We start from the raw sequence: 23,741 nt of genomic DNA on the forward strand, positions 1-23,741 counted from the left end.
TGGTTATGGGCAATCACCATGACAGCATCGCCCTCGACTGGGTTCGGGGCGAGATACAGGACACGCTGACCCAGGGTCAGCATGCACTGGAAGCGTATGTCGACAACCGCGACGACACTGCGCGCCTGCGCTTCTGCCTGAATTATCTCCATCAGGTGCACGGCACCCTGCAGATGGTTGAGCTTTACGGTGCGGCACTGCTGACCGAAGAGATGGAGAAGCTCACCCAGGCGGTTCTGAACGACACCGTTGCTAATGTCGACGAGGCCGTCGAAGTCCTGATGCAGGCGATCCTGCAGCTGCCCCAGTATCTGGAACACCTGGCCAGCAGCCAGGATGATTTCCCGATGGTCCTGCTGCCGCTGCTGAACGATCTGCGTGCCGCTCGTGGCGAAGCCCTGCTGTCCGACACATCCCTGTTCAAGCCGGATCTGAGCCGGTCCCGGATGCAGGTCAGTGGCAAGACGTCCCAACGCCTGCAGGACCCCAAGGTACTCGGCCATATCCGTAAACTGCGCCAGATGTATCAGTTTGCCCTCGCTGGCGTCGTGCGCGAGGAGGATCTGGACGCCCACTTCGACTACATGCAGAAGGTCATTCTGCGTCTTACCCGCCTGTGCCAGAAAACACCGCGCGGCGAACTCTGGAAAGCTGCCAGCGCCTTTGTCGAAACCCTTCAGGCCCACGTTAATCCGGTCAACGCGGCGGTAAAGTCCCTCTTGCGTGAACTGGACAGCGAGATTCGCCGGCTGACCGACGAACACGCCGACATCCTCCAGCAGCCGGCTCCGGAAGCCCTGTTCAAGCACCTGCTCTATTACGTTGCCCGGGCTCGCGACCTCGACACGCCCCAGGTCAGCGCCCTGAGAAACGAATACCAGCTGGAGCAGGCACTGCCATCGGAAGACGATGTCGATGCCGCCCGTACCCGGGTCTCCGGCCCGGGCCGCGAGGCCATTCATTCCGTGGTCAGCGCCCTCAACGAGGAACTGGCCAAACTGAAGGACCAGCTTGATCTGTTCGTTCGGGCCGAACTTCGCCAGAACGGCGAGCTGGAAGAACTGCTGCCAGGCCTGCGTCAGGTTGCCAACACCCTGGCGGTTCTGGGCTTGGGCATTCCCCGTAAGGTAGTCACCGAACAAATCGAGCTGGTGGAGAAACTGAGTAGCCAGAGCGACCTGGTTGACGACGGCACCATGATGGATATCGCCGGCGCCCTGCTCTATGTCGAAGCCAGCCTGGCCGGGCTCGACAGCGATGGCCAACGGGAGCCCGAGGCCGAATCCGATGGGCCGGTCAACCTGGGCTCACGGGAGCTGGGTGAAGCCAGCGGTGCCCTGTTGCGGGAATCCAGAAATACCCTCGAGCAGGTTAAAACTGCCATCGTGAATTTCATTGCATCGCAGTGGGATACCCGTGAAATCGAACACGTACCGGGTCTGCTGCATAGCATTCGCGGCGGGCTGGGCCTGATTCCCCTGGACCGCGTTGCCGACATGCTGGCCTCGGCCGAGCGGTACATTACCGACGTCCTGCTCGGTGGCAAGCAGGTTCCCGACTGGAAGCAGCTCGATACCCTGGCCGACGCCGTTACCAGTATCGAGTACTACCTTGAACGTCTGGCCGAGGGTATTGGCGAGAACGACACCGTACTGAAAGTCGCCGAAGAAAGCCTCGCTTCCCTTGGTTTCCCGGTTGGCGCCGAGCCGACCTGGAGCGAAGCCGACACCGAGGCCGACATTCCGGTCATGGAGACATCGGAAGAAGAGACTGTCCAGGCAGCGCCGGAAACCGACAAAGGGTCCGACGACGAACTTCTGGATGACGAAATTCTCTCGATCTTCGTCGAGGAAGCCGAGGAAGTCCTCGAGACGATCCACGAGTTCTACCCGCAACTGCGCCAGAACCACGAGGACCGCGAGGCTCTGACCGAAGTACGTCGCGCTTTCCACACACTCAAGGGCAGTGGCCGGATGGTCGGTGCCACCAGCCTGGGTGAGCTGGCGTGGTCGGTGGAAAACCTGCTGAACCGGGTCATCGATCAGACCATCAAGCCCAACGATGATCTGTTTTCGCTGATTGATGAGGTCAACACCCGCATCCCGTCACTGATCCGCGAATTCCGGGAAGGTCAGGCCAGTGGCGATGTCAGTGAGCTGATTGAGCGTGCCGAGGCCATGGCCACCACCCGTCGCACCGACGCTGGCAACGACACCGAGGCGACCGCCGAGCATCCGGGAGAGGCAGAAGCCCAAGCAGAGGCACCGGCAGACGCCGAAGCCACCGCCTCCGAGACACCGGCGCCTGCGGCACAGGAAGAGCACCCGGTCGAGTTCAGCCAGGACGACGACCTGATCGACGACGAAATCCTCGAAATTTTCATTGAGGAAGCCGGAGAAGTTCTCGAAACCATCCGGGAATACCTCCCTATGCTGCTGCGCCAGCATGATGACCGCAGTGCCCTTTCCGAAGTACGCCGGGCCTTCCACACGCTCAAGGGCAGTGGCCGGATGGTGGGCGCACTGATCGTCGGGGAACTGGCATGGTCGGTGGAGAATATGCTGAACCGGGTCATTGACGGCAGCATCTTCATGAACGACGACATCGCTGGCCTGCTGGATGAAGTGACCGGTGCTTTGCCGGCGCTGGTGGAGGACTTCGAGAAACGTCGTGGCCAGAGTCTGGACACCGCTGGCCTGGAAGCCCGGGCCAACGCACTGGCCAACGGAGAAATCCCCAACGCCAGCAGCATGCCGGCGGCCGAAAGTGACGCTAACGCCTCGCCCGCGTCTACCGACCGTGACGACAGCGGCTCAGTGGATAATGAGGACGGTGGCGTCGATCCGGTTCTTCTCGATATCTTTGAGAGTGAAACCGAGACCCACCTGCAAACCCTCAAAGACTATCTCGTGGCGGCCGGTGACAAGACGTCGATTTCCTACACCGACGACCTGTCCCGCGCCCTGCACACCCTGAAGGGCAGCGCCCACACTGCCGGGATTGCGCCCATCGCAGCGGTGATTACCCCGCTTGAGCGCTTCGTCAAAGAATCCCGGGCCCAGAACAAGCGCGCCGATCGGGAAATTCTGTCCTGCATTGAAGATGCCTGCGACTTCCTGACCCAGGGCCTGGCCCAGATCCGGAAAAACCCCCAGGCGTCCCTGCCAGGCACCGAGGCTTTCCTTGAGAAGCTCGACCGCATCTCCCAGGAGACCCTGCGCAGTCACCATGACGCCAGTGGCGACGAGCAGCCCGCCCGGGAAGCGCCGCCGCAACTGGTTCAGCTGTTCCTGAACGAAGGTCTGGATATCGTCCTGGACGCCGACCAGATCCTTGATCAATGGGCCAGCAATCCGGAAGAGACCGAGTCTCTCAACAAGCTCCGCGCCGAACTGGCGCAGCTCACCGAGGGCGCGGCGGACGCCGGCCTGTCCGATGTATCGTCGCTCTCTGGTGCGCTGAAAGACGCCTACAGTGCAGTTGCCGCCAGCGATTCCGCGCCGGACCAGCACTTTTTCGACACCGTACGTGACGCCCACGAGCAACTGATCAACATGATGGATCAGGTTGCCGCCGGGTTGGCGACCGAATCCAGCGAAGACATTCTGGATCGCCTCGATGCGCTGAGCGAAGCGCCCACCGAACCCGCGGAACCGGACGCGTTCGACCAGGAATTCACCGAAGACCTGGAAGCCATCGATCTCAGCTTTGACATGGACGAGATGGAGACCGCGGCGCCCGACGCGAAAGGCGAAGACGAGACGCCCGAGCTCCCGCCGTTGGCGGACACCGGTGAATCCGACGATGAGATGGATCAGGAACTCGCCGAAATCTTCCTGGAGGAAGCCCGCGACCTGATCGACAGCACGGCCGATGCGCTGCAGAACTGGAGTGAAAGCACCCACAACCTGGACATTCTGCGTCTTCTACAACGGGATCTTCACACCCTGAAAGGGGGTGCCCGGCTGGCCGATATCCCGTCTATCGGTGACCTCTCCCACGAACTGGAGACCCTGTTTGAAGGGCTTACCGAACAGCGTCTGTCGATCAGCGATGAGCTGTCCGACCTGCTGTTCCGGTCCCACGATCGCCTCGCCGGTATGGTCGAGGCCCTCGAGGCTCAGGAGCCTCCGCGGCCGGCACCGGACCTGATTGGCGAGATTCAGGCCTACATTGACGGCGCGACGGGCACCCGCCCGGTTACCGATGTCAGCCCTTCCGGGGAAGCCGACGAACCGGAAGACGATACCCTGCCCGTTCCCGAACTGGACGAGCAGGCCGAAGCCGAGCCAGAGCAAACCGAAGACGAATCAGAACAGGACACCGTCGCCGATCTGTCTCATCTGGATCCGGAACTGGTGGGTATCTTCCTGGAAGAAGCCTACGACCTGATCAACTCCACCGGCAGTGCCCTTCACAGCTGGAGTGAGGATCCCTCCGACCGGGCGGTGGCCGCGGAACTTCAGCGCGACGTCCACACCCTCAAGGGCGGAGCGCGCATGGCCGGGGTCGAGGCCATCGGTGACCTGACCCACGTGCTGGAAGACCTGTTCGAAAAAGTGGCGGAAGGCCAGCTGGACGCCAGCGACGACATGAACGATCTGTTGTTCGCCTGTCACGACCGTCTGGCCCAGATGGTTGAGCAGGTCGCGACCCAGAAGCCCTGCCCGTCCGCCAACGAACTGGTGGCGCAGGTCAAGGCGATCCTGCGCGGCGAGCCTCTGGAGGCAAAGCCGGTCCAGGATGCGCCGGACGCCGCGGGCATCGACGAAGACATGGTCGAAGCGGACCAGCCCGAGACCCAGCCCTCTATTGAAGGTGCCCCCGGCCTGGCCGAAACTCTGGCCGGCGCCAGCGATGACGATCTGATCGGCATTTTCCTGGACGAGGGGCTCGAGATATACGCGGCCATCAGCGAGTGCCTTGCCCAATGGCGCGACGAGCCGGACGAGTTGACCGGTGTAACCCAGCTTCAACAGGAGCTTCATACCCTCAAGGGTGGCGCACGACTGTCCGACGTCGATCCGATCGCCGATCTGGCCGAGGCCTGGTCGGATGCACTGGACCCGCTGATCGCCGGATCCACTAATCAAAAGGCGTTGCTGGCGCTGAGCGACAAAGCCTTGAGTTCACTCAAGGCGATGCTCACCAGCCTGGAAGAGGGCAACAAACCGGATGCGGACAAAGAGCTGGTCGATGCCCTGAACACGGCCCACCAGGCCGCTGCGGCAGAGACTCAGGCCCCGCAGCCGGAACCCGCCCAGGCAAGCGAAGAGGTGGATCCGGAAGTTCTCGAGATCTTCCTCGAAGAAGCCGGCGAAATCATGGATCAGCTGGAGCAGCTGCTCGATGACTGGCGCAAGGAACCCGCCAATCATGCCTTCAATCAGGAGGCACAGCGTGCACTGCACACTCTCAAGGGTGGAGCGCGCCTGTCACAACTGACCCAGCTCGGTGACCAGGCTCACGCCTTCGAGACCCGTCTGATCGACCTGGGTGGTAATGCCCCGGATCAGAGCCAATGGCAGACCATCACCGAGGATCACGACGCCACTATTGCCATGGTCGCCGAGATCCGGAAACGCCATGAGTCCGGTGACACCGCGCCGGAACCGGCCTCTGCCCCGGAACCCGAGCCCGAAGCAACCCCCGAGGCCAAGGCCCCGGAACCGAAAAAACCGGAATCGCCGGCCCCGGCCGCCGAAGCACCGGCGGCGCCAGAGCCCAAGCCGGCCAAACCGCCCGCAAAGGCCAGCACCAAGGTCCGGAACAAGGCCAAGGAAAGTCAGCGAGCCGCCCAGGAGACCATCCGGGTCTCGGCGCCATTGCTGGATGAACTGGTCAACCTTGCCGGTGAAACCAGTATTACCCGTGGCCGACTTGAAACCCAGACCAGTGATTTCGGCCACACCCTCGACGAAATGGCGGCCACCATCGAACGTCTGCGTGAGCAGCTGCGCCGGATGGAAATCGAGACCGAGGCGCAGATTCTGTTCAGTGCCGAGAAGGAACACGGACCAGACTACGGGGACGACTTCGATCCCCTGGAAATGGACCGTTATTCCTCGATCCAGCAGCTGTCCCGGGCCCTGACCGAGTCCTCCTCCGACCTTGCCGACCTGCGAGAGACCCTGTCTGACCGGGTACGGGATACGGAAACCCTGTTGGTCCAGCAGTCGCGCATCAACACGGAACTGCAGGAAGGTCTGATGAAGACCCGAATGATTCCGTTTTCCTCAATGGTGCCCCGTCTGCGTCGGATTGTCCGCCAGATCAGCGGCGAGCTCGGCAAGAAAGTCGATTTCGATGTCCGCAACGCCGAAGGCGAAATGGACCGCAACATCCTGGAACGGATGATTGCGCCGCTGGAGCACATGCTCCGGAACGCCCTCGACCACGGCATTGAGGCGCCGGCCGACCGGAAGACCTCCGGCAAGCCGGAAACCGGGGAAGTGGTCCTGTCCCTGACCCGCGAAGGCGGTGATGTGGTTCTGCGAATGATGGACGACGGCAAGGGTATTCCATCCAACGTCATTCGTGACAAGGCCATCCGTCAGGGCATGATGCGCGAGGATGAAGATCTGTCCGAACGGGAGATCCTGCAGTTTATCCTTCAGCCCGGGTTCTCAACCGCCCAGCAGGTGACCCAGATCTCCGGTCGGGGCGTGGGTATGGACGTGGTCGCCAGCGAGATCAAACAGCTCGGCGGCAGCCTAGACATTGATTCCGCGCTCGGACGCGGCACGACCTTCACGGTGCGCCTGCCATTCACGGTCTCGGTGAACCGGGCCTTGATGGTCTCCACCGGCGAAGACTTCTACGCCATCCCGCTCAATACCATTGAAGGTATCGTCCGGGTCAGCACCTACGAGCTGGAAGAGTACTACAAGCCGGATGCGCCGATGTACGAGTACGCCGGCCAGGAATACCGCCTGCAGTACCTCGGCAGCCTGCTGAACAGTGATCACCAGCCGAAACTGCAGGGCCAGATACTGCCGTTGCCGGTCATTCTGGTCCGGGGCGCTGAGCAGCCCATGGCCCTTCAGGTGGATAATCTGATGGGTAGCCGGGAAATCGTGGTCAAATCCCTCGGTCCGCAGTTCAGTTCGGTGCGCGGCGTGTCCGGCGCGACCATTCTCGGTGACGGCAACGTGGTCGTGATTCTTGACCTGCCGGCAATGATCCGCTCCGACATTCTGTCCGAGCGTCAGCGCCTGGCCAGCCTCGAGAAGGCGCGCGAAGCTGCCCGGTACGAAGAGCAGGTCACCACCGTGATGGTGGTCGACGATTCGGTAACGGTACGAAAAGTGACCTCGCGCCTGCTGGAACGCAACGGCATGGAGGTCATTCTGGCGAAAGACGGGCTGGATGCGGTTGCCCAGTTGCAGGACCACAAGCCGGACGTCATCCTGCTGGATATCGAAATGCCGCGGATGGATGGTTTCGAAGTGGCCAGTTTCGTGCGGCACGACGACAATCTGTCGGAAACGCCCATCTGCATGATCACGTCACGAACCGGTGAAAAACACCGGGAACGGGCCATGGCGATCGGTGTAAACGAGTATCTGGGCAAGCCGTTCCAGGAAACCGAGCTGCTTGAGACCATCGAACGGCTGACCGGAAACCGGTGATGGCCGGCCAGAATGGCCGGCCCAGAGTCGGGATCGTCTCGGATGTCGTCCTGCAGCGGCACCGCCTGCAGGCCGCCACAGCCAAGGTTGGTCTCGACGTCTGTTTTTCCGGGGATCCGGAACGCCTTCTTGGTTACCCGGACTTTCCGGATGCCGGGCTCTGGCTGGTGACCCTGGAGGACGAAGCCGACCATCCGGCCCTGTTCGATCATCTGCTGGAAAACACGGAGGCTCCGGTGCTGTTCGGGCTGGATCAGGCCCCCAAGCCCGGAGGAACCGATTACTTCCGCTGGGAACGACGGCTGCTTGGAAAGCTGGAACAGCAGTTCGGCCACCTCGAGGAACTCGATTCCGAAGCCAGTATCCAGGAGCTTGAAGCACAGACGCCGGCGTGCCCGCCGACGGCGTCGCTGCCCCACTGGATTCAACCTGCAACCCCTGGCTCTATGGCCGAGGAGGTCTGGATTCTCGGCGCCTCCCTCGGGGGACCCGCGGCGGTCAAGACCTTTCTCGATCATTTGCCCCCCGGCCTGCCCGTCGGTTTTATCTACGCCCAGCACATCGACGGCAATTTCACCGAAGTCCTGACCCGGGTACTCGGCCGCCATGCCCATTACCAGCTCAAACGGGCGGATGAGGGCCTTCGCGTTCACAACGGCGACGTGGTGCTGCTGCCGGTAGAGCACGAATGGAAAATTAACGAAGCCGGGGAACTGACCGAACTCGACACCCCCTGGCCAGGGCCCTACGGCCCTTCCATCGACCAGGTTCTGCTCAACGTGGCCGATCATTACGGGCCACGCTGTCATGCTATCCTGTTCTCCGGCATGGGCAACGATGGCGCGATTGCCGCCCCCATGCTGAAAGCCTACGGCAGTCGAATCTGGGTTCAGGAAAGCCGCAGCTGCGGTAACAGCTCCATGCCCGATTCCGTCGCTGCGACCGGCTGCTCCACCCTGTGTGGGACCCCGGAAGAACTGGCCCGGGAACTGGTTAAAACCATTGAAGAATCCTGCCTGCTCAAAGGCCGGCAGAAACGGGACTCCGCCTGAGGACACATGCAATGAACGACAACAGCCAGACTCTCTCCTGCGTCATGATTCCCATGAGCGAGCGGCAACTGTTACTGCCGAACGTAACCATTGCCGAAGTGGTGGACTACGCCAGTTCCGACGCGGGAGCCAACACACCGGACTGGCTGGTCGGCTACCTCGACTGGCGCGGACTTCAGCTGCCCGTCATTTCCTACGATGCCGCCAACGGCGGCAGCCTCAGCGTTCCTGGCGATAACCGTGGCCGAATCGTCGTGTTGAATACCATTGGTGAACACCATCAGCACGTGCCCTTCATGGCTCTGGTTACCCAGGGCATCCCAAGCCAGACGCGACTCACCGAAGACCAGATCCGACAGAAGGATGGCGAAGCCGGCCCGGCCGATATCATGCAGGTTGAGGTCGATGGGGACAGCGCCTGGATTCCAAACCTTGAGTACCTTGAATCACTGGCAAACCAGTCCCGTCAGTAACGCCATCGGGGCCATGGCAGGGATCAATGCAAATGTTATAATGTTGCAAATTTTGCAGGATTCCCGCCATGTCCGCCCGCGCACTGCCCTATCGCCCGCACAATCACGACGCCTGCGTCAGCAAGGCTCTGGCTGACGCCAGGGAGATCTGCCAGCAACGCAGCGCGCGCCTGACGCCCACCCGGGAACGGGTACTCGAACTGATCTGGCAATCCCACAAGCCCCTGGGTGCGTACGATGTGCTCGCCCAGTTGTCTGAAGACGGCCACAACGCCGCACCGCCCACGGTCTACCGGGCGCTGGATTTTCTGCAACAGAACGGGCTGGTCCATCGGATTGCCTCGCTCAATGCCTTCATTGGCTGTACCCACGCCGGTGACCACCATACCGGCATGTTCCTGATCTGCCGGGCCTGTGGCAACGTGCTTGAACTGACGGCGCCATCGGTCTCTGGGGCCGTGCAGGCAGCGGCAGAAGCGGAATCCTTCGAACTGGATGACATCACCCTCGAGATTGCCGGCCTCTGTCCCCGGTGTCAGAAGGAAACGGGCGATGAGTGAACCACTGGTGACCCTGGACAACCTTACGGTGGCGTTTGACGACCGGCCCGTGGTCGATCACGTCAATCTGAAGGTTCATCGAGGTGATATCCTCACCATCATCGGGCCCAACGGGGCCGGAAAAACCACCCTGATCAAGGCTGTACTGGGGCTGCAAAAAGCCACCCGGGGCGCGATCAGCCTGGCCCGCAACCTGGTCATCGGATACGTGCCCCAGCACCTGGCGCTGGAATCGACCCTGCCCCTGAGCGTGAAGCGCTTCATGATGCTGACCGGTCGTTCGGTGTCCGAATGCCAGGCGGCATTGGCGAAAACCGGGGTCGGCCACCTGCTGAATGCCTCCGTACATCACCTGTCCGGGGGTGAGAAACAGCGACTGTTACTGGCCAGGGCCCTAGTCAGGCGGCCGGATCTTCTGGTACTGGACGAACCGGCACAGGGGGTCGACATCAATGGCCAGGCCTCACTGTACGAGCTGATCCGCCAGCTTCGTGACGAGCTCAATTGCGGCGTAATCATGATCTCCCACGACCTGCATCTGGTGATGGCCGCAACCGACGAGGTCATCTGCCTGAACCAGCACATCTGCTGTAGCGGACACCCGGCCGACATTTCCCACGATCCGGCTTTTATCGAGACCTTCGGAACCCAGGTGGCGGAATCCCTCGCGGTCTATCATCACCGCCACAACCACAGCCACGATCTCCACGGCGATGTGGTGGAAAGCGACCAGGCCCGCTCCATTTCCGGCCATCAGGAGTGCTCCGGCCATGCCCATCATTGACGCTGTTCTGGACGATTTTTTCTGGCGGGCACTGATCGGCGGCCTGGGAGTGGCGCTGGTCGCCGGCCCCCTGGGCTGCTTTGTGGTCTGGCGCCGGATGGCCTATTTCGGCGACACCCTTGCCCACTCGGCGCTGCTGGGCATTGCCCTGAGCTTCCTGATCAGCGTGCCCCTGCACGTTGGGGTCGTCTTGACCTGCGTGGTGCTGGCGGTGGCCCTGGTGCTGTTTTCCCGAACCCGGGCCCTGGCCACGGACACCCTGCTGGGCATTCTCGCCCACAGCGCCCTGGCCATTGGTCTGGTCACCCTCAGTTTCATGCCCGATGTACGAGTCGACCTGACCGGCCTGCTGTTCGGCGACTTGCTGGCCATGAGCCGGAACGACCTGCTCTGGATCTACGGCGGTGCCGCGGTGATCCTGACCCTGCTGGCAACCCTGTGGCAAGGCCTCCTGATGAGCACGATCCACCAGGAGCTGGCGCGCGTCGAGGGCCTGCCGGTAGAAAGGCTACGACTGGTGCTGGTCCTGATGTTCTCACTGGTGATTGCCGTCGCCATGAAAATCGTCGGCGTACTGCTTATTACCGCCCTGCTGATCATTCCGGCGGCAACGGCACGGCGCCTGGCCCACAATCCGGAACATATGGTGGGGCTGGCGATGGTTTTCGGCTTTGTCGCGGTGAGCGGTGGCCTGAGTCTGTCGTGGTACCTGGACACACCTGCCGGGCCGTCGGCGGTCGTCACCGCCTTTCTGACCTTCCTGCTGGTCTATGGCTTCGCGGGCAAAGCCCGGGCCTGAGAATTTCCCAGCAGCCACTGCCTGGTCTAAAGTGAGGGAACACTACTGATTGAGCATGGCGCTAAACCGCCATCACTCGGGAAGGCGCGCATGGACAGCTCACAACCCCGTTTGTCCGGGCAGACCGGCCTTTGGCCCAGCCTGTGGATTCCCTTGGTTATTCTGATCGCCGGGATAGCCGCCACAGCTACCACGGCCCACCTGGAGTCCAGCCGGGCTCGCCAGCTGGCCGAGGCCCATTACCAGGCCCAACACCAGGCTCTGGTCAACCTGCTGCTGGCCCGGGTGCCGGCACGGGCGTCCGAGAATGCCTCGACCCGGGAATGGCTGCAGTCCGTGTTCGATGAGGCGCTGCCACCGAGTCTGGGTGTTCGGGTCGATACCCTCGCCCGGCACACCAAACGGCCGTTGCTCCAGATTCGGACCGAAGGCTCCATCGATCCCACAAGGGCCCTGCGGACCGAGGTCAATTACGGCGACTTCAGCTGGATGCTGACGACAGTGCCCGCCCGTTCCATGCTGGAGCAAGCCGCAAACACGGCCCGCCGAAATGTCTGGCTTGCCGGCGCGGCACTGACCATCGTCGCCACCCTGCTGGCCCTGTTCCAGTGCCGCAGGCTCCACACCCAGTCCCTTCAAATTGCGGATCTGGAGCATCGGGAAACCGGCGCCGATCAACACATCACCAACCTTCAGGTGGAAAAATCCATCCTGCGCCAGGCCCTGGATGACAGTGAACAACGCAGTCGGGATCTGGTTGCCCTGTCGGGCGCCATCATCAGCGAACTGGACGAAATGGGCCTCATCGGCTTTATTTCCCCGCAGGTGGCAGAACTGCTGGAACGGGCGCCCGCCGACCTGACCGGCGAACCGTTCGAGCGACTGATCGCGTCCGAGTCCCGGGAGAACTTCCGGCGGGCGTTAACCGCCGCAAGGTCGGATCATTCCATCGAACGCATTGATCTCCCACTGCTGCACCGAGACGAGGAAACCGTCCTCAATGTCGCCATGAGAATTCTGGCGCTACAGGATCCGATACACGGTCTGACCGGGTACCGGCTCAGCGCCGTCTCCCGAAAAGATCACTAGGCCAGGGATTTGTGGGTGCCATCGCACAGCGGCGGCGTTCCGGTCTGCTTACAACCACAGAACCAGACCCATTCTTTCTTCTCGGCGGTATACTTCACCGGGGTGAACCCCGTGCCCTTATGAGACCCGTCGCAGAATGGCTGGTCCTCACTGCGACCGCAGGCGCACCACATGTAAGTTTTGCCCCCCTCGACCAGGACAGAATAGGGCGTAGTGCTCGCCACGCGGGCTTTCTCATCGCTCATAGGGCCTCCCCAAAAGACACGTCTGCAATACGGTACCCGCAGTATAGACAATTCTTCACCGGCGACTTGCCGGCAACGGCATGATCCCCTATATTGATATTCGTTTTTTTGCATATGCGATCATTCCGATATTTATGACCACCGACGCTGACTACCGTCCGGTGCCTGTCTTCAAGGCACTCGGCGATGAAAACCGGCTCGCCATCCTGCTGTTGATCCGGCAGCAAACGGAGCTGTGTGTTTGTGAACTCACCGCCGCGCTGGAACTCGCCCAACCCACCGTCAGTCGCCATCTGGCTTATCTCAGAGCGCAGAACCTGTTGCAGGACGAACGCCGCGGGCAATGGGTGTACTACCGGCTCCATCCGGACCTGCCCGACTGGGTGCAATCGGTGCTCGAGCGGTCATCGGAAGTCTGCGCGAGCCTGTTAGGCCCCATCCACCGGCGGTTGGGCACCCTGCCGACCCGCTCCGTCAGCGAGAACTGCAGCTAATGGGCACTTTCGAACGATACCTCAGCGTCTGGGTGGCCCTGGCCATCGGCCTCGGCATCACCACCGGCACCCTGATACCGGGCGTGTACGAGACCATCGCAAATCTGACCTACGCGCACGTTAACCTGGTGGTGGCGGTGTTTATCTGGGCCATGATCTACCCGATGATGGTTCAGGTGGATTTCACCGCAATCCGTAACGTGGGCCGCGAACCCCAGGGCCTGATTCTGACCCTCGTCATCAACTGGTTAATCAAGCCGTTCACCATGGCGGCCCTCGGCTGGCTGTTTTTCAAAGTCCTGTTCGCGGATCTGGTCGACGCGACGACGGCCACGGAATACATTGCCGGCATGATCCTCCTGGGCGTCGCCCCCTGCACCGCCATGGTTTTTGTCTGGAGCCACCTCACCCGCGGTAATTCCGCCTACACCCTGGTTCAGGTATCGGTAAACGACATCATCATGGTGTTCGCCTTCGCGCCCATTGCGGCCTTCCTGCTGGGCCTTTCCGCCATTACCGTGCCCTGGGAAACCCTGCTGCTCTCCGTCGGTCTGTACGTGGTGGCGCCGCTCGTGGCGGGCATTATCACCCGGCGTTACCTGCTGGCCCAGGGCGAGGAACGCCTGGAAGCCTGGCTGCAGCACAGCAAGCCCACCACCATCATGGGTCTGCTGGCGACCGTGAGCCTGCTCTTCGGCCTGCAGGCAGACCGCATCCTGGACAACCCGTTCGCCATCGTCCTGATCGCCATCCCGCTGCTGATCCAGAGCTATGGGATTTTTTTCATCGCCTATTTCGTCGCCCGCAGGATAAAACTGCCCCACAACATTGCGGCACCGGCCAGCCTGATCGGGACGTCAAACTTCTTCGAACTGGCGGTGGCCGTGGCGATCAGCCTGTTCGGTCTTACCTCCGGCGCCGCCCTGGCCACCGTCGTGGGTGTACTGGTGGAGGTCCCGGTCATGCTGTCCCTGGTGGCCTTCGCCAACCGGACAACGCGCTGGTTTCCGGCACCGAAGTTACCCTGACATTCTGTTTATAACCCCGGACAAACGGGGGAGGTAGCAACAATGAGCACGATCAAAGTAGGCATTAACGGCTTTGGCCGTATCGGACGACTGGCCCTGCGCGTGGCCTGGGAGTGGCCCGACATTGAGTTCGTAGCAATCAATGACCCGGGTGCCGACGCAGCAACACTGGCACACCTGCTGAACTTCGACAGCATTCATGGGCGCTGGAACCGGGACGCCGGCTTCGACGGCGCCGACATGGTCATCGACGGCCGCCGCATCCGGGTAACCCACAACCGGACCATCGCCGAAACCGACTGGTCCGGCTGCGACGTGGTCATTGAGGCCAGCGGCAAGATGAAGACGGTGGATGTGCTTCAGGGCTACCTGGATCAGGGCGTGAAACGGGTTGTGGTCACGGCCCCGGTCAAGGAAGCCGGCGCGAAGAACCTGGTGAGGGGCGTGAACGACCACCTGTTTGAACCCGCCACAGACCGGATTGTCACCGCCGCCTCGTGCACCACCAACTGCCTGGCACCCGTGGTCAAAGTTATTCACGAGCAACTGGGTATCCGCCACGGCTCCATCACCACCATCCACAGCCTGACCAACACCCAGACCATCATCGACGCCCCCCACAAGGACCTGCGCCGGGCCCGGGCCTGTGGCAGTTCACTGATCCCGACCACCACCGGATCGGCGACCGCCATCATTGAAATCTTCCCCGAGCTGAAGGGACGGCTCGACGGCCACGCCGTGCGGGTACCGCTGACCAACGCCTCGCTCACCGACTGCGTCTTTGAGGTAGACACCCCCACGGACCGGGACACCGTCAATCGGCTTCTGAAAGAGGCGGCCGGCGGCGAACTGGAGGGCATTCTGGGCTACGAGGAACGCCCCCTCGTCTCCATCGACTACCGAACCGACCCACGCTCTTCCATCATCGACGCCCTGTCCACCATGGTGGTCAACGGTACCCAGGTGAAGCTCTACGCCTGGTACGACAACGAGTGGGGCTATGCCAATCGCACCGCCGAACTGATGCACAAGGTTGGCTCTGCCTGATATGAGTTCAGCCATTCGCCAGTATCTGGTCATCACCGGCAACTACTGGGCCTTCACCCTGACCGATGGCGCCCTGAGGATGCTGGTCGTGCTGCACTTTCACCAGCTTGGCTACGCGCCACTGGAGATCGCGCTGCTCTTTGTCTTCTATGAATTTTTCGGCGTGGTCACCAATCTGGTGGGCGGTTACCTGGGCGCCCGCCTGGGGCTCAACCGAACCATGAATCTGGGCCTGTTCCTCCAGATCGTGGCTCTGGCCATGCTGGCCGCCCCAGCGGCCGCACTGACCGTTCCCTGGGTCATGGCGGCCCAGGCCCTGTCCGGCATCGCCAAGGACCTCAACAAGATGTCGGCCAAGAGCGGTATCAAGCTGCTGGTGCCGGATACTGAACAGGGCAAGCTCTATAAATGGGTGGCGGTACTCACCGGTTCCAAGAATACCCTCAAGGGGGTGGGGTTCTTCCTCGGCGGCGTGCTTCTGATGACTGCCGGCTTCAAGGGTGCCGTCGTTGCCATGGCCATAGCCCTTGGGCTGATCTGGCTGGCCAGCCTGTTCCTGCTGAAGCGGGAACTGGGCAAGAGTAAAGCCAAGCCAAAGTTTACCGACCTGCTGTCCAAGAGCCGCCCGATCAACATGCTGTCAGCGGCCCGACTGTTCCTGTTCGGCGCACGGGATGTCTGGTTTGTGGTCGCCCTCCCCGTGTACCTCCACGTCGCCTTCGGCTGGGATTTCTGGCAAGTCGGCGGCTTTATGGCCTGCTGGGGCATCGGCTACGGTGTCATCCAGACCCAGGCGCCCAGAATTACCGGCGACCTGACCGGCAGGACGTCGGCGATACTCTGGGCCTCAGTGTTGGCGGTCGTGCCGGCGGGCATCGCCCTCGGGCTGACGACATCGATTCCGCCCCAACAGACGGTCGTTGGCGGGCTGCTGCTGTTCGGCGTGCTGTTCGCCATCAATTCATCGCTGCACAGCTACCTGATTGTCAGCTATGCCCGATCCGACGGTGTGTCCCTGGATGTGGGCTTCTACTACATGTCCAACGCGGCCGGGCGGCTGCTTGGCACCCTGCTCTCCGGTTGGGTGTACCAATCCTACGGCCTGGCGGCGTGCCTGTGGGTTTCCTCGGCGATGGTGGCCCTTGCCGCAGTGTTCACGGCCGGCCTGCCAGAGCGCCGACCGGTCTCGGCCTGAGCCTCAGAGCGGGCGGATGACGTCCGCCAGCTTCCCGCTATCGGCCAATTCCAGGAACTCGTCCCCCAGACGGTCGCTCTCGGCAATGGCCTTGCGCCAGGCCCGTTCCCGGCCATCATCGTCGTTGAGGTATTTCTCGAAATCCTTGCGGTCCGGGAGCTTGCGATCCGGCAGGGTCTCGAGGTAGTCCTTCGAGGGCGCCACCAGCACAACGTCCTGCAGGCGGGTAGCGTCACCCCTACGCCAGGGCAGGGTCTTGTCGAACCAACCGGGCACCACCTTGTCCGTGAAATGCGGATAGAGGATGACACCGGGCTGTTCGTACGGCAGGTCCAGATGATAGTCCAGCAGCCCCCCGTCACGGTAGACACCTTCGGGGGCGCCCGGGATGTTACGGACGCCCGCCATCACCATCGGAATGGAGGCGGAAGCCAGAAGCGCCGACAGCAGATTGTCGCCGGTCAGTGCCACCTCGTGGCTGGGAAAATCGACCAGCTTGGCCACCGGCGCTTTCAGGCGGGCATCGTGAAGGATGCCCCGTTCCATGAACCGTCCCAGATGACGACGACTCACCATGTTGGCGCTGATGGCATTCATCAAGCCAAGGCTGAGGCGCCCCCGGGTGTCGTGCTCCAGCATGCCGCGACTGCGCACCACCACCACATTGAGCCGGTACCAGGGATGATTGAGAATGTAGTCTTCACGCCCGCCCAGCAGCTCCTCCAGGAACAATACGCTCTTGCGGCTCACTTCGGCGGGGCTTACGCCCTTGGCAAAGCGCTGGGACGTATACAACTCCGCCAGCTTGGCGAGCTGGGCCTTCGGGTTATCCGACGAAGCGACCGCCGCAAACCGCCAGCTGCCGATGGATGAGCCGATCAGTGAACGCTCCTGCGGAGCCCGAGGCAGCCAGTCGCCAAAGATGGCCTTGTCCAGGCCGCTGATCCCCAACGCCTTCGGCCCCCCTGCAGCGCCGGGAACCACGTGGACATCGGCGGGTGTCAGTGGCCTGGCTTTCAGCCGCTCCAGGGCACGGCGTCCGGCGCGGATGGTCAGTGCCGGTGCCCGGGTATGAATTGCAGTCATGACGAACTCCCTGTTTTGGATCCGCGGAGTTTAACGAAGCGGCAGAACCCCGGCCAACTGAAGAAAACTAATAGCAGTCATAAATACCAGTATGGGCTTCATTAACGGACGGCTCATGATAGACTTTCGACAGTCCGGCAACGGAGGCGGACCGATCATCTTTGGCAGCGGGAGTTTGCTGTGAATGTCTTTGCCCCACCCGATCCACTGGCTACCAACCCGACGCTTGCTGTTCTGGGATTCAAACGCCAGCTGATTTTCCACCTCCATTTCTGGGCCTTTGTCGCCATTGCGCCCCTGATTCTGGTGCAATGGAAACAGGATCATCGGCTGCTATCAGGCCTTCTGGTGCTATTCTGCGCCAATGCGCTTCTGGTCATTGCCTTCCTGCGCTATCGCAACACCTATTTTCTGAAGGGGCGCCTGTTTCCGCTGCTGGCAGTGGTTTCCGCCGCCTACTCCACCGGTATCAACGGTCATGCCGGACTGTACTGGGCCTATCCGGCAGCCACGGCCCTGTTTTTCCTGCTCCCTCTCAGAGAGGCGACGGTCAGCAACATCATTTTCATCAGCGTCATGGCCGCGGTCTCATTCACCAAGTTCCCGGAAGCCGACTTCTGGCGCATCACCTTTTCCCTGGGGCTGACCTGCGTGTTCGCCATGGTGTTTGCCTGGCTGGTGGGCAAACTCCAGCACGAACTGACCCGGCTGGCCACCACCGATCCGCTAACCGGGTGCCTGAACCGGTCTCAGCTTGCCGACATCCTGAACCATCAGATCCAGATGCGGGAACGCTACGAGCGGGTATCCAGCCTGGTCCTGATCGACCTGGATTTTTTCAAGGCCATCAACGACCAGTGGGGTCACCAGGCGGGTGATCGGGTACTGAAGGAAATGGCACTGCGAGTTCGGAAGCGCCTCCGGGAAAGCGATCAGCTGTTCCGGATCGGCGGTGAGGAGTTCATGATCGTGCTGCCGGAGACCCGCCAGAAAGACGCCGACACCCTGGCCTATCAGTTGCTGACCGGTATCGGCTCACGCCCGTTCCTGGAAGACATCAGTTTGACCGCGAGCGCCAGCGTGGCCGAGGTGTGCCAGGGCGAGACCTGGTCGGTCTGGCTGAACCGGGCGGACCAGGCGCTGTACGAGGCAAAATCCCGCGGCCGCAATCAAGTGGTGAATGCGCGGCGTCCGGCGGCGGGAACCGTCGCCCCCGACCCCGTCACTTAACCCGTTTTCGAAAATCCCGGTACGCGCTGAACACATCCCACGGGCATTCAAAGTGCGGGTAGTGTCCGGTATTCCGGAGGCTGACCACATCCGGGTTGGCGATCAGTTCGCGATAGCGACGGGCCATGGCAGCCCCGGAAACCGGATCCGCTGTGCCGGAAATCAAGCGCATTGGCTGGGGAGCCTTTTGCAGCGCACCGACCCATCGGTTCCGATGGCAGCGCCGCTCTTCCATGAACTGAATCAGGTGGTGCATGATCCCCCGGCCGTTGTTGTAGGTCAGCAGATGCCAGAAGTCTTCCATGTCCTGATGGTCCGGTGGATTCTGGCTGCCAAAAAGGCGACGGAAATTCCGCTCGAAGGTGCGGCGAGTCAAGCCCCGGCTGACCAGGCCACCCAGGGGACTGCGCAGCAGTTTCTGAATCAGCAGCGGATTGTGGACTTCGGGAAACAGGGCGCCATTGAGGAAACAGACACTGGCGATGTCGAACGGCAACACGCCCTCCTGCTCCCGGGCCAGCAACTCCTGCACCACACTGCAGCCGTAGTCATGGGCCATCAGGTGAATGGAATCCAGGCCCAGGCCTTCCACCCAGCCCTGCAGGAGATCGGCCTGGTCTTCGATGCTGTAGGGGTAAGGCACGGGCTTGTCGGAGAAACCAAAGCCCAGCATGTCCAGCGCCAGCACACTGAAGTGCGGGGTCAGCATCGGCCAGACCCGGCTCCAGTCCCAGCTGGCGGTGGGAAAGCCATGAATCAGGACCAGGGGGTCGCCCTGCCCGGCCATGCGGCTGAATATGGCATGGCCACCGTAGCTGAACCACTTGCCTCCCTGCTGCCAACCCTCAAGGGTGCCCGATTCGCGACCCGCAGACACGTCGTTTCGAGCATCGGCGATCACCTGTTCCATCCTTTATCCCCGGCGACTATCCCAACCCCTGACTGTAAAACAATCCTGCCTTGCCTGCCATAGCCCTGCGGCAGTCCCGAGATGGCACCAGAGCCAAAGTGGTCTTTTCCCGGGTCGGGCTCGTAAAGCGTAGAGATGACGGGCAAATTGCCTTAAGCTTTGGCCCTCGTACGATACAGCAGACCGGAATTGACTATGACCAAACTCCTTGACGACCTCGCCGGCCACTACAGCGCCATTATTAACGGACTCGGTGAAGACACCAGCCGCGAAGGTCTGCAGGACACTCCAATGCGAGCTGCCAAAGCGATGCAGTTCCTCACCCAGGGTTACCAGCAAAGCCTGGCCGACCTGGTCAATAACGCCGTGTTCGAATCCGCCATGGATGAAATGGTGGTGGTTCAGGACATTGAGCTGTACAGCATGTGTGAACACCATATGCTGCCGTTCATCGGAAAATGCCACATCGCCTACCTGCCCCAGGGGCGGGTTCTTGGTCTGTCCAAGTTCGCCCGGATCGTGGACATGTATGCCCGGCGCCTGCAGATCCAGGAAAACCTGACCCGCCAGATTGCCGAGGCCATCGAAAGCGTCACCAACGCCAAGGGCGTTGCGGTGGTCATCGAAGCTCAGCACATGTGCATGATGATGCGCGGCGTGGAAAAGCAGAACTCGCGGATGAAAACCTCAATGATGCTGGGACAGTTCCGCAAGTCCCAGGCCACCCGCACCGAGTTCCTCAACCTCATTGGCAACAACCGCTGATCCACCCCGGTTAACGGAGGCGCTATGACAGACGTAATCGGCAACCATCAGGCCCGGGTCCGCATCAAGGATCTGCTGCTGAGAGCCTACATCGGCATCAAGGACGAGGAGATCAACAACCAGCAGGATGTGCTGATCAATGTGGCCCTGACCTACGATGCCGCTGATGCCATCACCGAAAATGAAATTTCGGCGGCGCTGAACTACCGGACCATCACCAAACAGATCATTCACCACGTCGACGGCAACCGCTTTGCCCTGCTTGAGCGCCTGACCCACGAGGTACTGACCATCGTGATGGAGCACGAAGCGGTGCAATGGGCGCAGGTGGAAATCGACAAACCTCACGCGTTACGCTATGCCGAGTCCGTGTCGGTCTGCCTCGAGGCGCACCGTTAAACCAATCAGGTGACTTCTACCCATGCCCAGCAACTCCCCGGAACAACTGCGAGCGATTCTGGAAAGTGTGCGCTCCATCGCCCTCGTGGGGGCCAGCGAGAAAACCAACCGTCCCTCCCATGAGGTGATGGTGTTCCTGCAGCAACAGGGCTACCGGGTTATTCCGGTCAACCCGCGGCTGGCCGGTCGCGAACTGCTGGGTGAGACCGTGTATGCCGACCTGGCCTCGCTGCCGGAACCAGTGGACATGGCGGAGTTGTTCCTGGCGCCAGAGCGCACGGACGCCGTCATTGATACCGCCATCGAAAAGCGCATTCCGGTGATCTGGCTGCAAATCGGCGTCATCAACGAAGCCGGCGTTGGCCGGGCGGAAGCCGCCGGCCTGACCACGGTCATGGATCGCTGCCCCAAGCAGGAAATCCCCCGTCTGGGCATTCCCCCAGTCCACGCCTGACCCCACCCCGGTCAGGCGTCCCGCACTGAAATCCTGTCCGATGCCTCGAAAAAATCTCCAACACCCCGTATTGTTGACTCTGCCGGGACGAATCGGGATGGAGCTTGATGGCCGGCTCAATAAAAAATAATTCATAATGAAGCGCTCCCGGCCGATACTCGGACAGGAAACAGGACACGTACGGAGTAAATAGTGGAAAAACCGGTACCAGCCACCAACATCGTTGTGCGGGGCCTGCTCAACCCTGCCTTTCCGGTGGTCATCTTTCTGGTTTTTCTCGGGCTGGCTGCGGGCCTCTATTACGGACTTGCGCAGCAGGGCACCCGGCAGATTGAGGCCAATCTCGCGAACGAGGCGCGGGCCATGGCCAACAACCTGGAACGCGAGTTCACCATTCACGCCGAGGCCATTCAGCGCATGGCGCAGCGCCTCGAAGCCTCCCCCAACACCACCGAAGCGATCTGGCGCGAGGACGCACGCCATTACCTCGAGGACTTCGGCGTCTACCAGGCCGTCGAATGGATCGATCGCAATTTCATCATCCGGTGGCTGGAGCCCTACACCGGCAACGAGGACGTCATCGGCTTCAACGTCGCCTTTTCCGAGCAACGGCGGCAAGCGCTGGAGGCCGCCAGAGCAACCGGGACATTCGACATCTCGGGCATCATCGACCTGCGCCAGGGCGGCAAAGGCCTGGTCATCTACGCCCCGGTCGGCACCGGAGCGGATAACAACGGCTTTATCGCCGGTGTGTTCCGGATGGAAGTGCTCGCACGCCAGCTGCTGACCAGCCGCGTCAAGGAATCCTTCAGCATTGAAATCCTGAGCAACGGCGAGGTGAGCTACGATCTCAACGATTCCGGCACCGCCAGCACCTCCTTCTCCCACACAGAGCCGGTGGAACTGCCGACCCTGAACTGGTCATTTGTCCTGCACCCGACCGAAGAGTGGGTCCAGAGCCAGCGCAGCGCCTGGCCAAAGCTGACCCTGGTGTCACTGGTGCTGATGGGCCTGCTCACCAGCCTGACCACCCTGCTGGTCCAGCTCATTCTCAAGCGCAACCAGGCACTGCTGAAAACCCGCCGGCAACTGGACCGGGAGATCGACCAGCGCAAGACCATGCAACAGGACCTGGCCCGCCTGGAATCCACCGACACCCTCACCGGCCTCGCCAACCGTCGCTTCTTCATGGAAGACCTGGCCCACACCCTGAACATCGCCGACCGTCAGATGCGCCAGGTAGCGCTGGTGATGCTGGACCTCGACCGCTTCCAGATGCTGAACGACTCACTGGGGCACCAGTTCGGTGACGAGCTGCTGATCAAGGTGTCCGAGCGGCTGAACGGCCTGAGCAACGAACGCATCCTGGTGGCCTACTCCGGTGGTGACGAATTCATGCTGTGCCAGCAGCAGGTGGAAGACATCGACGACATCATCCACTTGCTGGGTCAGGTAAAACACTGTTTCGAGGAACCCTTCGAGGTGCAGGGCGAAGCGCACGGCGTCACTGCCACCATGGGCGTTGCCGTCTACCCCCAGAGTGGCCTGGACGCCGACACCCTGTTGCGCAACGCCGACGTGGCCTTGTACCGGGCGAAGGAACAGGGCCGGAACACCTACCAGTTCTACACCGAAGGCATGCAGGACCGGGAAGTGATGCGCCTGGAGCTGGACAAGGACCTGAGCCAGGCCCTGGCCCACAACGAATTTGTGCTCTTCTTCCAGCCCCAGCTGGACCTGGAGAGCTCCGAGATCAACAGCGTTGAGGCGCTGATCCGCTGGCAGCACCCCCGCCGGGGCTTGCTGCCGCCGGTGGATTTCATTCCGCTCGCCGAGGAAAGCGGCCGCATTACCGACATCGGACGCTGGGTGGTCATGGCCGCCTGCCGGCAACTGGCCAAGTGGCAGGGCACGCCCTACGAACACCTGCGGATCGCCGTGAACCTCTCGGGCCGGGAACTGGACGACGAGGAACTGGTGGACCATATCCGGGAAGCCCTGGAAGCCGAGAACGTACCGGCCGATCGCCTGGAAGTGGAGCTGACCGAAGAGATCTTCATCCAGAACATCGAACGCAACCAGACCCAGCTGTCCCGCCTGCACCAACTGGGCGTGCACCTGGCCATCGACGATTTCGGGGTGGGCTATTCGTCCCTGGGGTACCTGCGGGATTTCCCGGTGGACCTGCTCAAGATCGACCGGTCCTTCATCACCGAGGTCACCGAACGCCACGATGACGCCGTGATCACCCGCGCCGTGATCAACCTGGCCCACAACCTGGGCATTCAGGTGGTGGCCGAAGGCGTGGAAACCGAGGAGCAGCTGGCCTTCCTGAAGAACCACCGCTGCAACCTGGCCCAGGGCTACCTGATCAGCCGACCGATTCCCGCCGCGGAGCTGGAACGGGCCATGGCCGAGGGCCTGCTGCTGAGTCGGACGACCGTGGATTCCGAATTGTAAAACCGCCCCGCCATCCCCATCATACGAACTGTATTCCACA

19 protein-coding genes are annotated in these 23,741 nt (G+C 61.7%); 16 read left to right on the forward strand and 3 right to left on the reverse strand.

Annotated elements, in window-relative coordinates:
• The first annotated feature begins 5 nt into the window (after positions 1–5).
• From KZO34_RS09320 to KZO34_RS09350, 7 genes are all read left to right on the forward strand, one after another.
• Complete coding sequence (locus KZO34_RS09320; RefSeq protein ID WP_219475945.1) at positions 6–7,631, forward strand: Hpt domain-containing protein; 7,626 nt, start codon at positions 6–8, stop codon at positions 7,629–7,631.
• Positions 7,631–8,683, forward strand: a complete 1,053-nt coding sequence (locus tag KZO34_RS09325) for a chemotaxis protein CheB (protein ID WP_219475947.1) — start codon at positions 7,631–7,633, stop codon at positions 8,681–8,683. The genes KZO34_RS09320 and KZO34_RS09325 overlap by 1 nt, the downstream gene beginning before the upstream one ends.
• 11 nt (positions 8,684–8,694) lie before the next feature.
• A complete protein-coding gene (locus KZO34_RS09330; protein WP_219475949.1) occupies positions 8,695–9,156 on the forward strand; it encodes a chemotaxis protein CheW in 462 nt (153 codons plus the stop codon).
• 68 nt (positions 9,157–9,224) lie between these two features.
• On the forward strand, positions 9,225–9,716 hold the full coding sequence (locus KZO34_RS09335; RefSeq protein WP_219475950.1) for a Fur family transcriptional regulator: 492 nt from the start codon (positions 9,225–9,227) through the stop codon (positions 9,714–9,716).
• Complete coding sequence (gene znuC, locus KZO34_RS09340) at positions 9,709–10,500, forward strand: zinc ABC transporter ATP-binding protein ZnuC (protein WP_219475952.1); 792 nt, start codon at positions 9,709–9,711, stop codon at positions 10,498–10,500. Before KZO34_RS09335 ends, znuC begins: the two co-directional genes overlap by 8 nt.
• Complete coding sequence (locus KZO34_RS09345; RefSeq protein WP_219475955.1) at positions 10,487–11,299, forward strand: metal ABC transporter permease; 813 nt, start codon at positions 10,487–10,489, stop codon at positions 11,297–11,299. Before znuC ends, KZO34_RS09345 begins: the two co-directional genes overlap by 14 nt.
• A gap of 90 nt (positions 11,300–11,389) precedes the next feature.
• Entirely contained in the window at positions 11,390–12,388 is a 999-nt protein-coding gene (locus tag KZO34_RS09350; protein ID WP_219475957.1) for a PAS domain-containing protein, read from the forward strand.
• Here the strand turns inward: KZO34_RS09350 and KZO34_RS09355 are convergent.
• Positions 12,385–12,633 (reverse strand): CDGSH iron-sulfur domain-containing protein, encoded by a 249-nt coding sequence (locus KZO34_RS09355; RefSeq protein ID WP_219475958.1) that lies wholly within the window; start codon positions 12,631–12,633, stop codon positions 12,385–12,387. The two genes, KZO34_RS09350 and KZO34_RS09355, sit on opposite strands and share 4 nt — an antisense overlap.
• An 80-nt stretch (positions 12,634–12,713) precedes the next feature.
• On the opposite strand from KZO34_RS09355, the gene KZO34_RS09360 reads away from it, so the two are divergent.
• From KZO34_RS09360 to arsJ, 4 genes are read left to right on the forward strand one after another with little or no spacing between them, the layout of a single operon-like run.
• Positions 12,714–13,127, forward strand: a complete 414-nt coding sequence (locus KZO34_RS09360; protein ID WP_257900236.1) for an ArsR/SmtB family transcription factor — start codon at positions 12,714–12,716, stop codon at positions 13,125–13,127.
• A complete protein-coding gene (arsB, locus tag KZO34_RS09365; RefSeq protein WP_219475959.1) occupies positions 13,127–14,155 on the forward strand; it encodes an ACR3 family arsenite efflux transporter in 1,029 nt (342 codons plus the stop codon). The genes KZO34_RS09360 and arsB overlap by 1 nt, the downstream gene beginning before the upstream one ends.
• 42 nt (positions 14,156–14,197) lie before the next feature.
• Complete coding sequence (locus KZO34_RS09370) at positions 14,198–15,202, forward strand: ArsJ-associated glyceraldehyde-3-phosphate dehydrogenase (RefSeq protein WP_219475960.1); 1,005 nt, start codon at positions 14,198–14,200, stop codon at positions 15,200–15,202.
• Between the two features lies 1 nt (position 15,203).
• Positions 15,204–16,397 (forward strand): organoarsenical effux MFS transporter ArsJ, encoded by a 1,194-nt coding sequence (gene arsJ / locus KZO34_RS09375; RefSeq protein WP_219475961.1) that lies wholly within the window; start codon positions 15,204–15,206, stop codon positions 16,395–16,397.
• 3 nt (positions 16,398–16,400) lie between these two features.
• Here the strand turns inward: arsJ and KZO34_RS09380 are convergent, their stop codons facing one another.
• Positions 16,401–17,483: a patatin-like phospholipase family protein gene (locus tag KZO34_RS09380; protein ID WP_219475962.1), complete on the reverse strand. Its 1,083-nt coding sequence runs from the start codon at positions 17,481–17,483 to the stop codon at positions 16,401–16,403.
• A 180-nt stretch (positions 17,484–17,663) separates the two neighbouring features.
• Between KZO34_RS09380 and KZO34_RS09385 the strand changes: the two genes are divergently transcribed.
• Positions 17,664–18,713, forward strand: coding sequence for a GGDEF domain-containing protein (locus KZO34_RS09385; RefSeq protein ID WP_219475963.1), 1,050 nt, complete (start codon positions 17,664–17,666; stop codon positions 18,711–18,713).
• On the opposite strand, the gene KZO34_RS09390 is transcribed toward KZO34_RS09385, so the two are convergent.
• Complete coding sequence (locus KZO34_RS09390; RefSeq protein WP_219475964.1) at positions 18,706–19,623, reverse strand: alpha/beta fold hydrolase; 918 nt, start codon at positions 19,621–19,623, stop codon at positions 18,706–18,708. The genes KZO34_RS09385 and KZO34_RS09390 overlap by 8 nt on opposite strands.
• 195 nt (positions 19,624–19,818) lie before the next feature.
• On the opposite strand from KZO34_RS09390, the gene folE reads away from it, so the two are divergent.
• The 4 genes from folE (at position 19,819) to KZO34_RS09410 (ending at position 23,701) form a co-directional block, all read left to right on the forward strand.
• Positions 19,819–20,388 carry a GTP cyclohydrolase I FolE gene (gene folE, locus KZO34_RS09395; protein WP_219475965.1) on the forward strand — a complete coding sequence of 190 codons (570 nt, stop codon included), beginning with the start codon at positions 19,819–19,821 and terminating at the stop codon, positions 20,386–20,388.
• A 24-nt stretch (positions 20,389–20,412) separates the two neighbouring features.
• On the forward strand, positions 20,413–20,787 hold the full coding sequence (gene folX, locus KZO34_RS09400) for a dihydroneopterin triphosphate 2'-epimerase (RefSeq protein ID WP_219475967.1): 375 nt from the start codon (positions 20,413–20,415) through the stop codon (positions 20,785–20,787).
• A 22-nt stretch (positions 20,788–20,809) separates the two neighbouring features.
• Entirely contained in the window at positions 20,810–21,241 is a 432-nt protein-coding gene (locus KZO34_RS09405) for a CoA-binding protein (RefSeq protein WP_219475968.1), read from the forward strand.
• Positions 21,242–21,433: 192 nt separating this feature from the next.
• Entirely contained in the window at positions 21,434–23,701 is a 2,268-nt protein-coding gene (locus KZO34_RS09410) for a putative bifunctional diguanylate cyclase/phosphodiesterase (RefSeq protein WP_219475971.1), read from the forward strand.
• Positions 23,702–23,741: the final 40 nt, after the last annotated feature.

It is taken from the genome of Marinobacter sp. F4206, from assembly GCF_019392195.1.
Classification (GTDB): domain Bacteria; phylum Pseudomonadota; class Gammaproteobacteria; order Pseudomonadales; family Oleiphilaceae; genus Marinobacter.

What these genes read in the sequence shown, in the direction of transcription:
- KZO34_RS09330 (WP_219475949.1), top strand. Translation starts at nt 8,695, where the DNA reads ATGAACGACAACAGCCAGACTCTCTCCTGCGTCATGATTCCCATGAGC.
- KZO34_RS09325 (WP_219475947.1), top strand. Translation starts at nt 7,631, where the DNA reads ATGGCCGGCCAGAATGGCCGGCCCAGAGTCGGGATCGTCTCGGATGTC.
- KZO34_RS09355 (WP_219475958.1), bottom strand. Translation starts at nt 12,633, where the DNA reads ATGAGCGATGAGAAAGCCCGCGTGGCGAGCACTACGCCCTATTCTGTC.
- arsJ (WP_219475961.1), top strand. Translation starts at nt 15,204, where the DNA reads ATGAGTTCAGCCATTCGCCAGTATCTGGTCATCACCGGCAACTACTGG.
- KZO34_RS09345 (WP_219475955.1), top strand. Translation starts at nt 10,487, where the DNA reads ATGCCCATCATTGACGCTGTTCTGGACGATTTTTTCTGGCGGGCACTG.
- KZO34_RS09370 (WP_219475960.1), top strand. Translation starts at nt 14,198, where the DNA reads ATGAGCACGATCAAAGTAGGCATTAACGGCTTTGGCCGTATCGGACGA.
- KZO34_RS09390 (WP_219475964.1), bottom strand. Translation starts at nt 19,623, where the DNA reads ATGGAACAGGTGATCGCCGATGCTCGAAACGACGTGTCTGCGGGTCGC.
- folX (WP_219475967.1), top strand. Translation starts at nt 20,413, where the DNA reads ATGACAGACGTAATCGGCAACCATCAGGCCCGGGTCCGCATCAAGGAT.
- KZO34_RS09405 (WP_219475968.1), top strand. Translation starts at nt 20,810, where the DNA reads ATGCCCAGCAACTCCCCGGAACAACTGCGAGCGATTCTGGAAAGTGTG.
- KZO34_RS09380 (WP_219475962.1), bottom strand. Translation starts at nt 17,483, where the DNA reads ATGACTGCAATTCATACCCGGGCACCGGCACTGACCATCCGCGCCGGA.
- KZO34_RS09335 (WP_219475950.1), top strand. Translation starts at nt 9,225, where the DNA reads ATGTCCGCCCGCGCACTGCCCTATCGCCCGCACAATCACGACGCCTGC.
- arsB (WP_219475959.1), top strand. Translation starts at nt 13,127, where the DNA reads ATGGGCACTTTCGAACGATACCTCAGCGTCTGGGTGGCCCTGGCCATC.
- KZO34_RS09350 (WP_219475957.1), top strand. Translation starts at nt 11,390, where the DNA reads ATGGACAGCTCACAACCCCGTTTGTCCGGGCAGACCGGCCTTTGGCCC.
- KZO34_RS09320 (WP_219475945.1), top strand. Translation starts at nt 6, where the DNA reads ATGGGCAATCACCATGACAGCATCGCCCTCGACTGGGTTCGGGGCGAG.
- folE (WP_219475965.1), top strand. Translation starts at nt 19,819, where the DNA reads ATGACCAAACTCCTTGACGACCTCGCCGGCCACTACAGCGCCATTATT.
- znuC (WP_219475952.1), top strand. Translation starts at nt 9,709, where the DNA reads ATGAGTGAACCACTGGTGACCCTGGACAACCTTACGGTGGCGTTTGAC.
- KZO34_RS09360 (WP_257900236.1), top strand. Translation starts at nt 12,714, where the DNA reads ATGATCCCCTATATTGATATTCGTTTTTTTGCATATGCGATCATTCCG.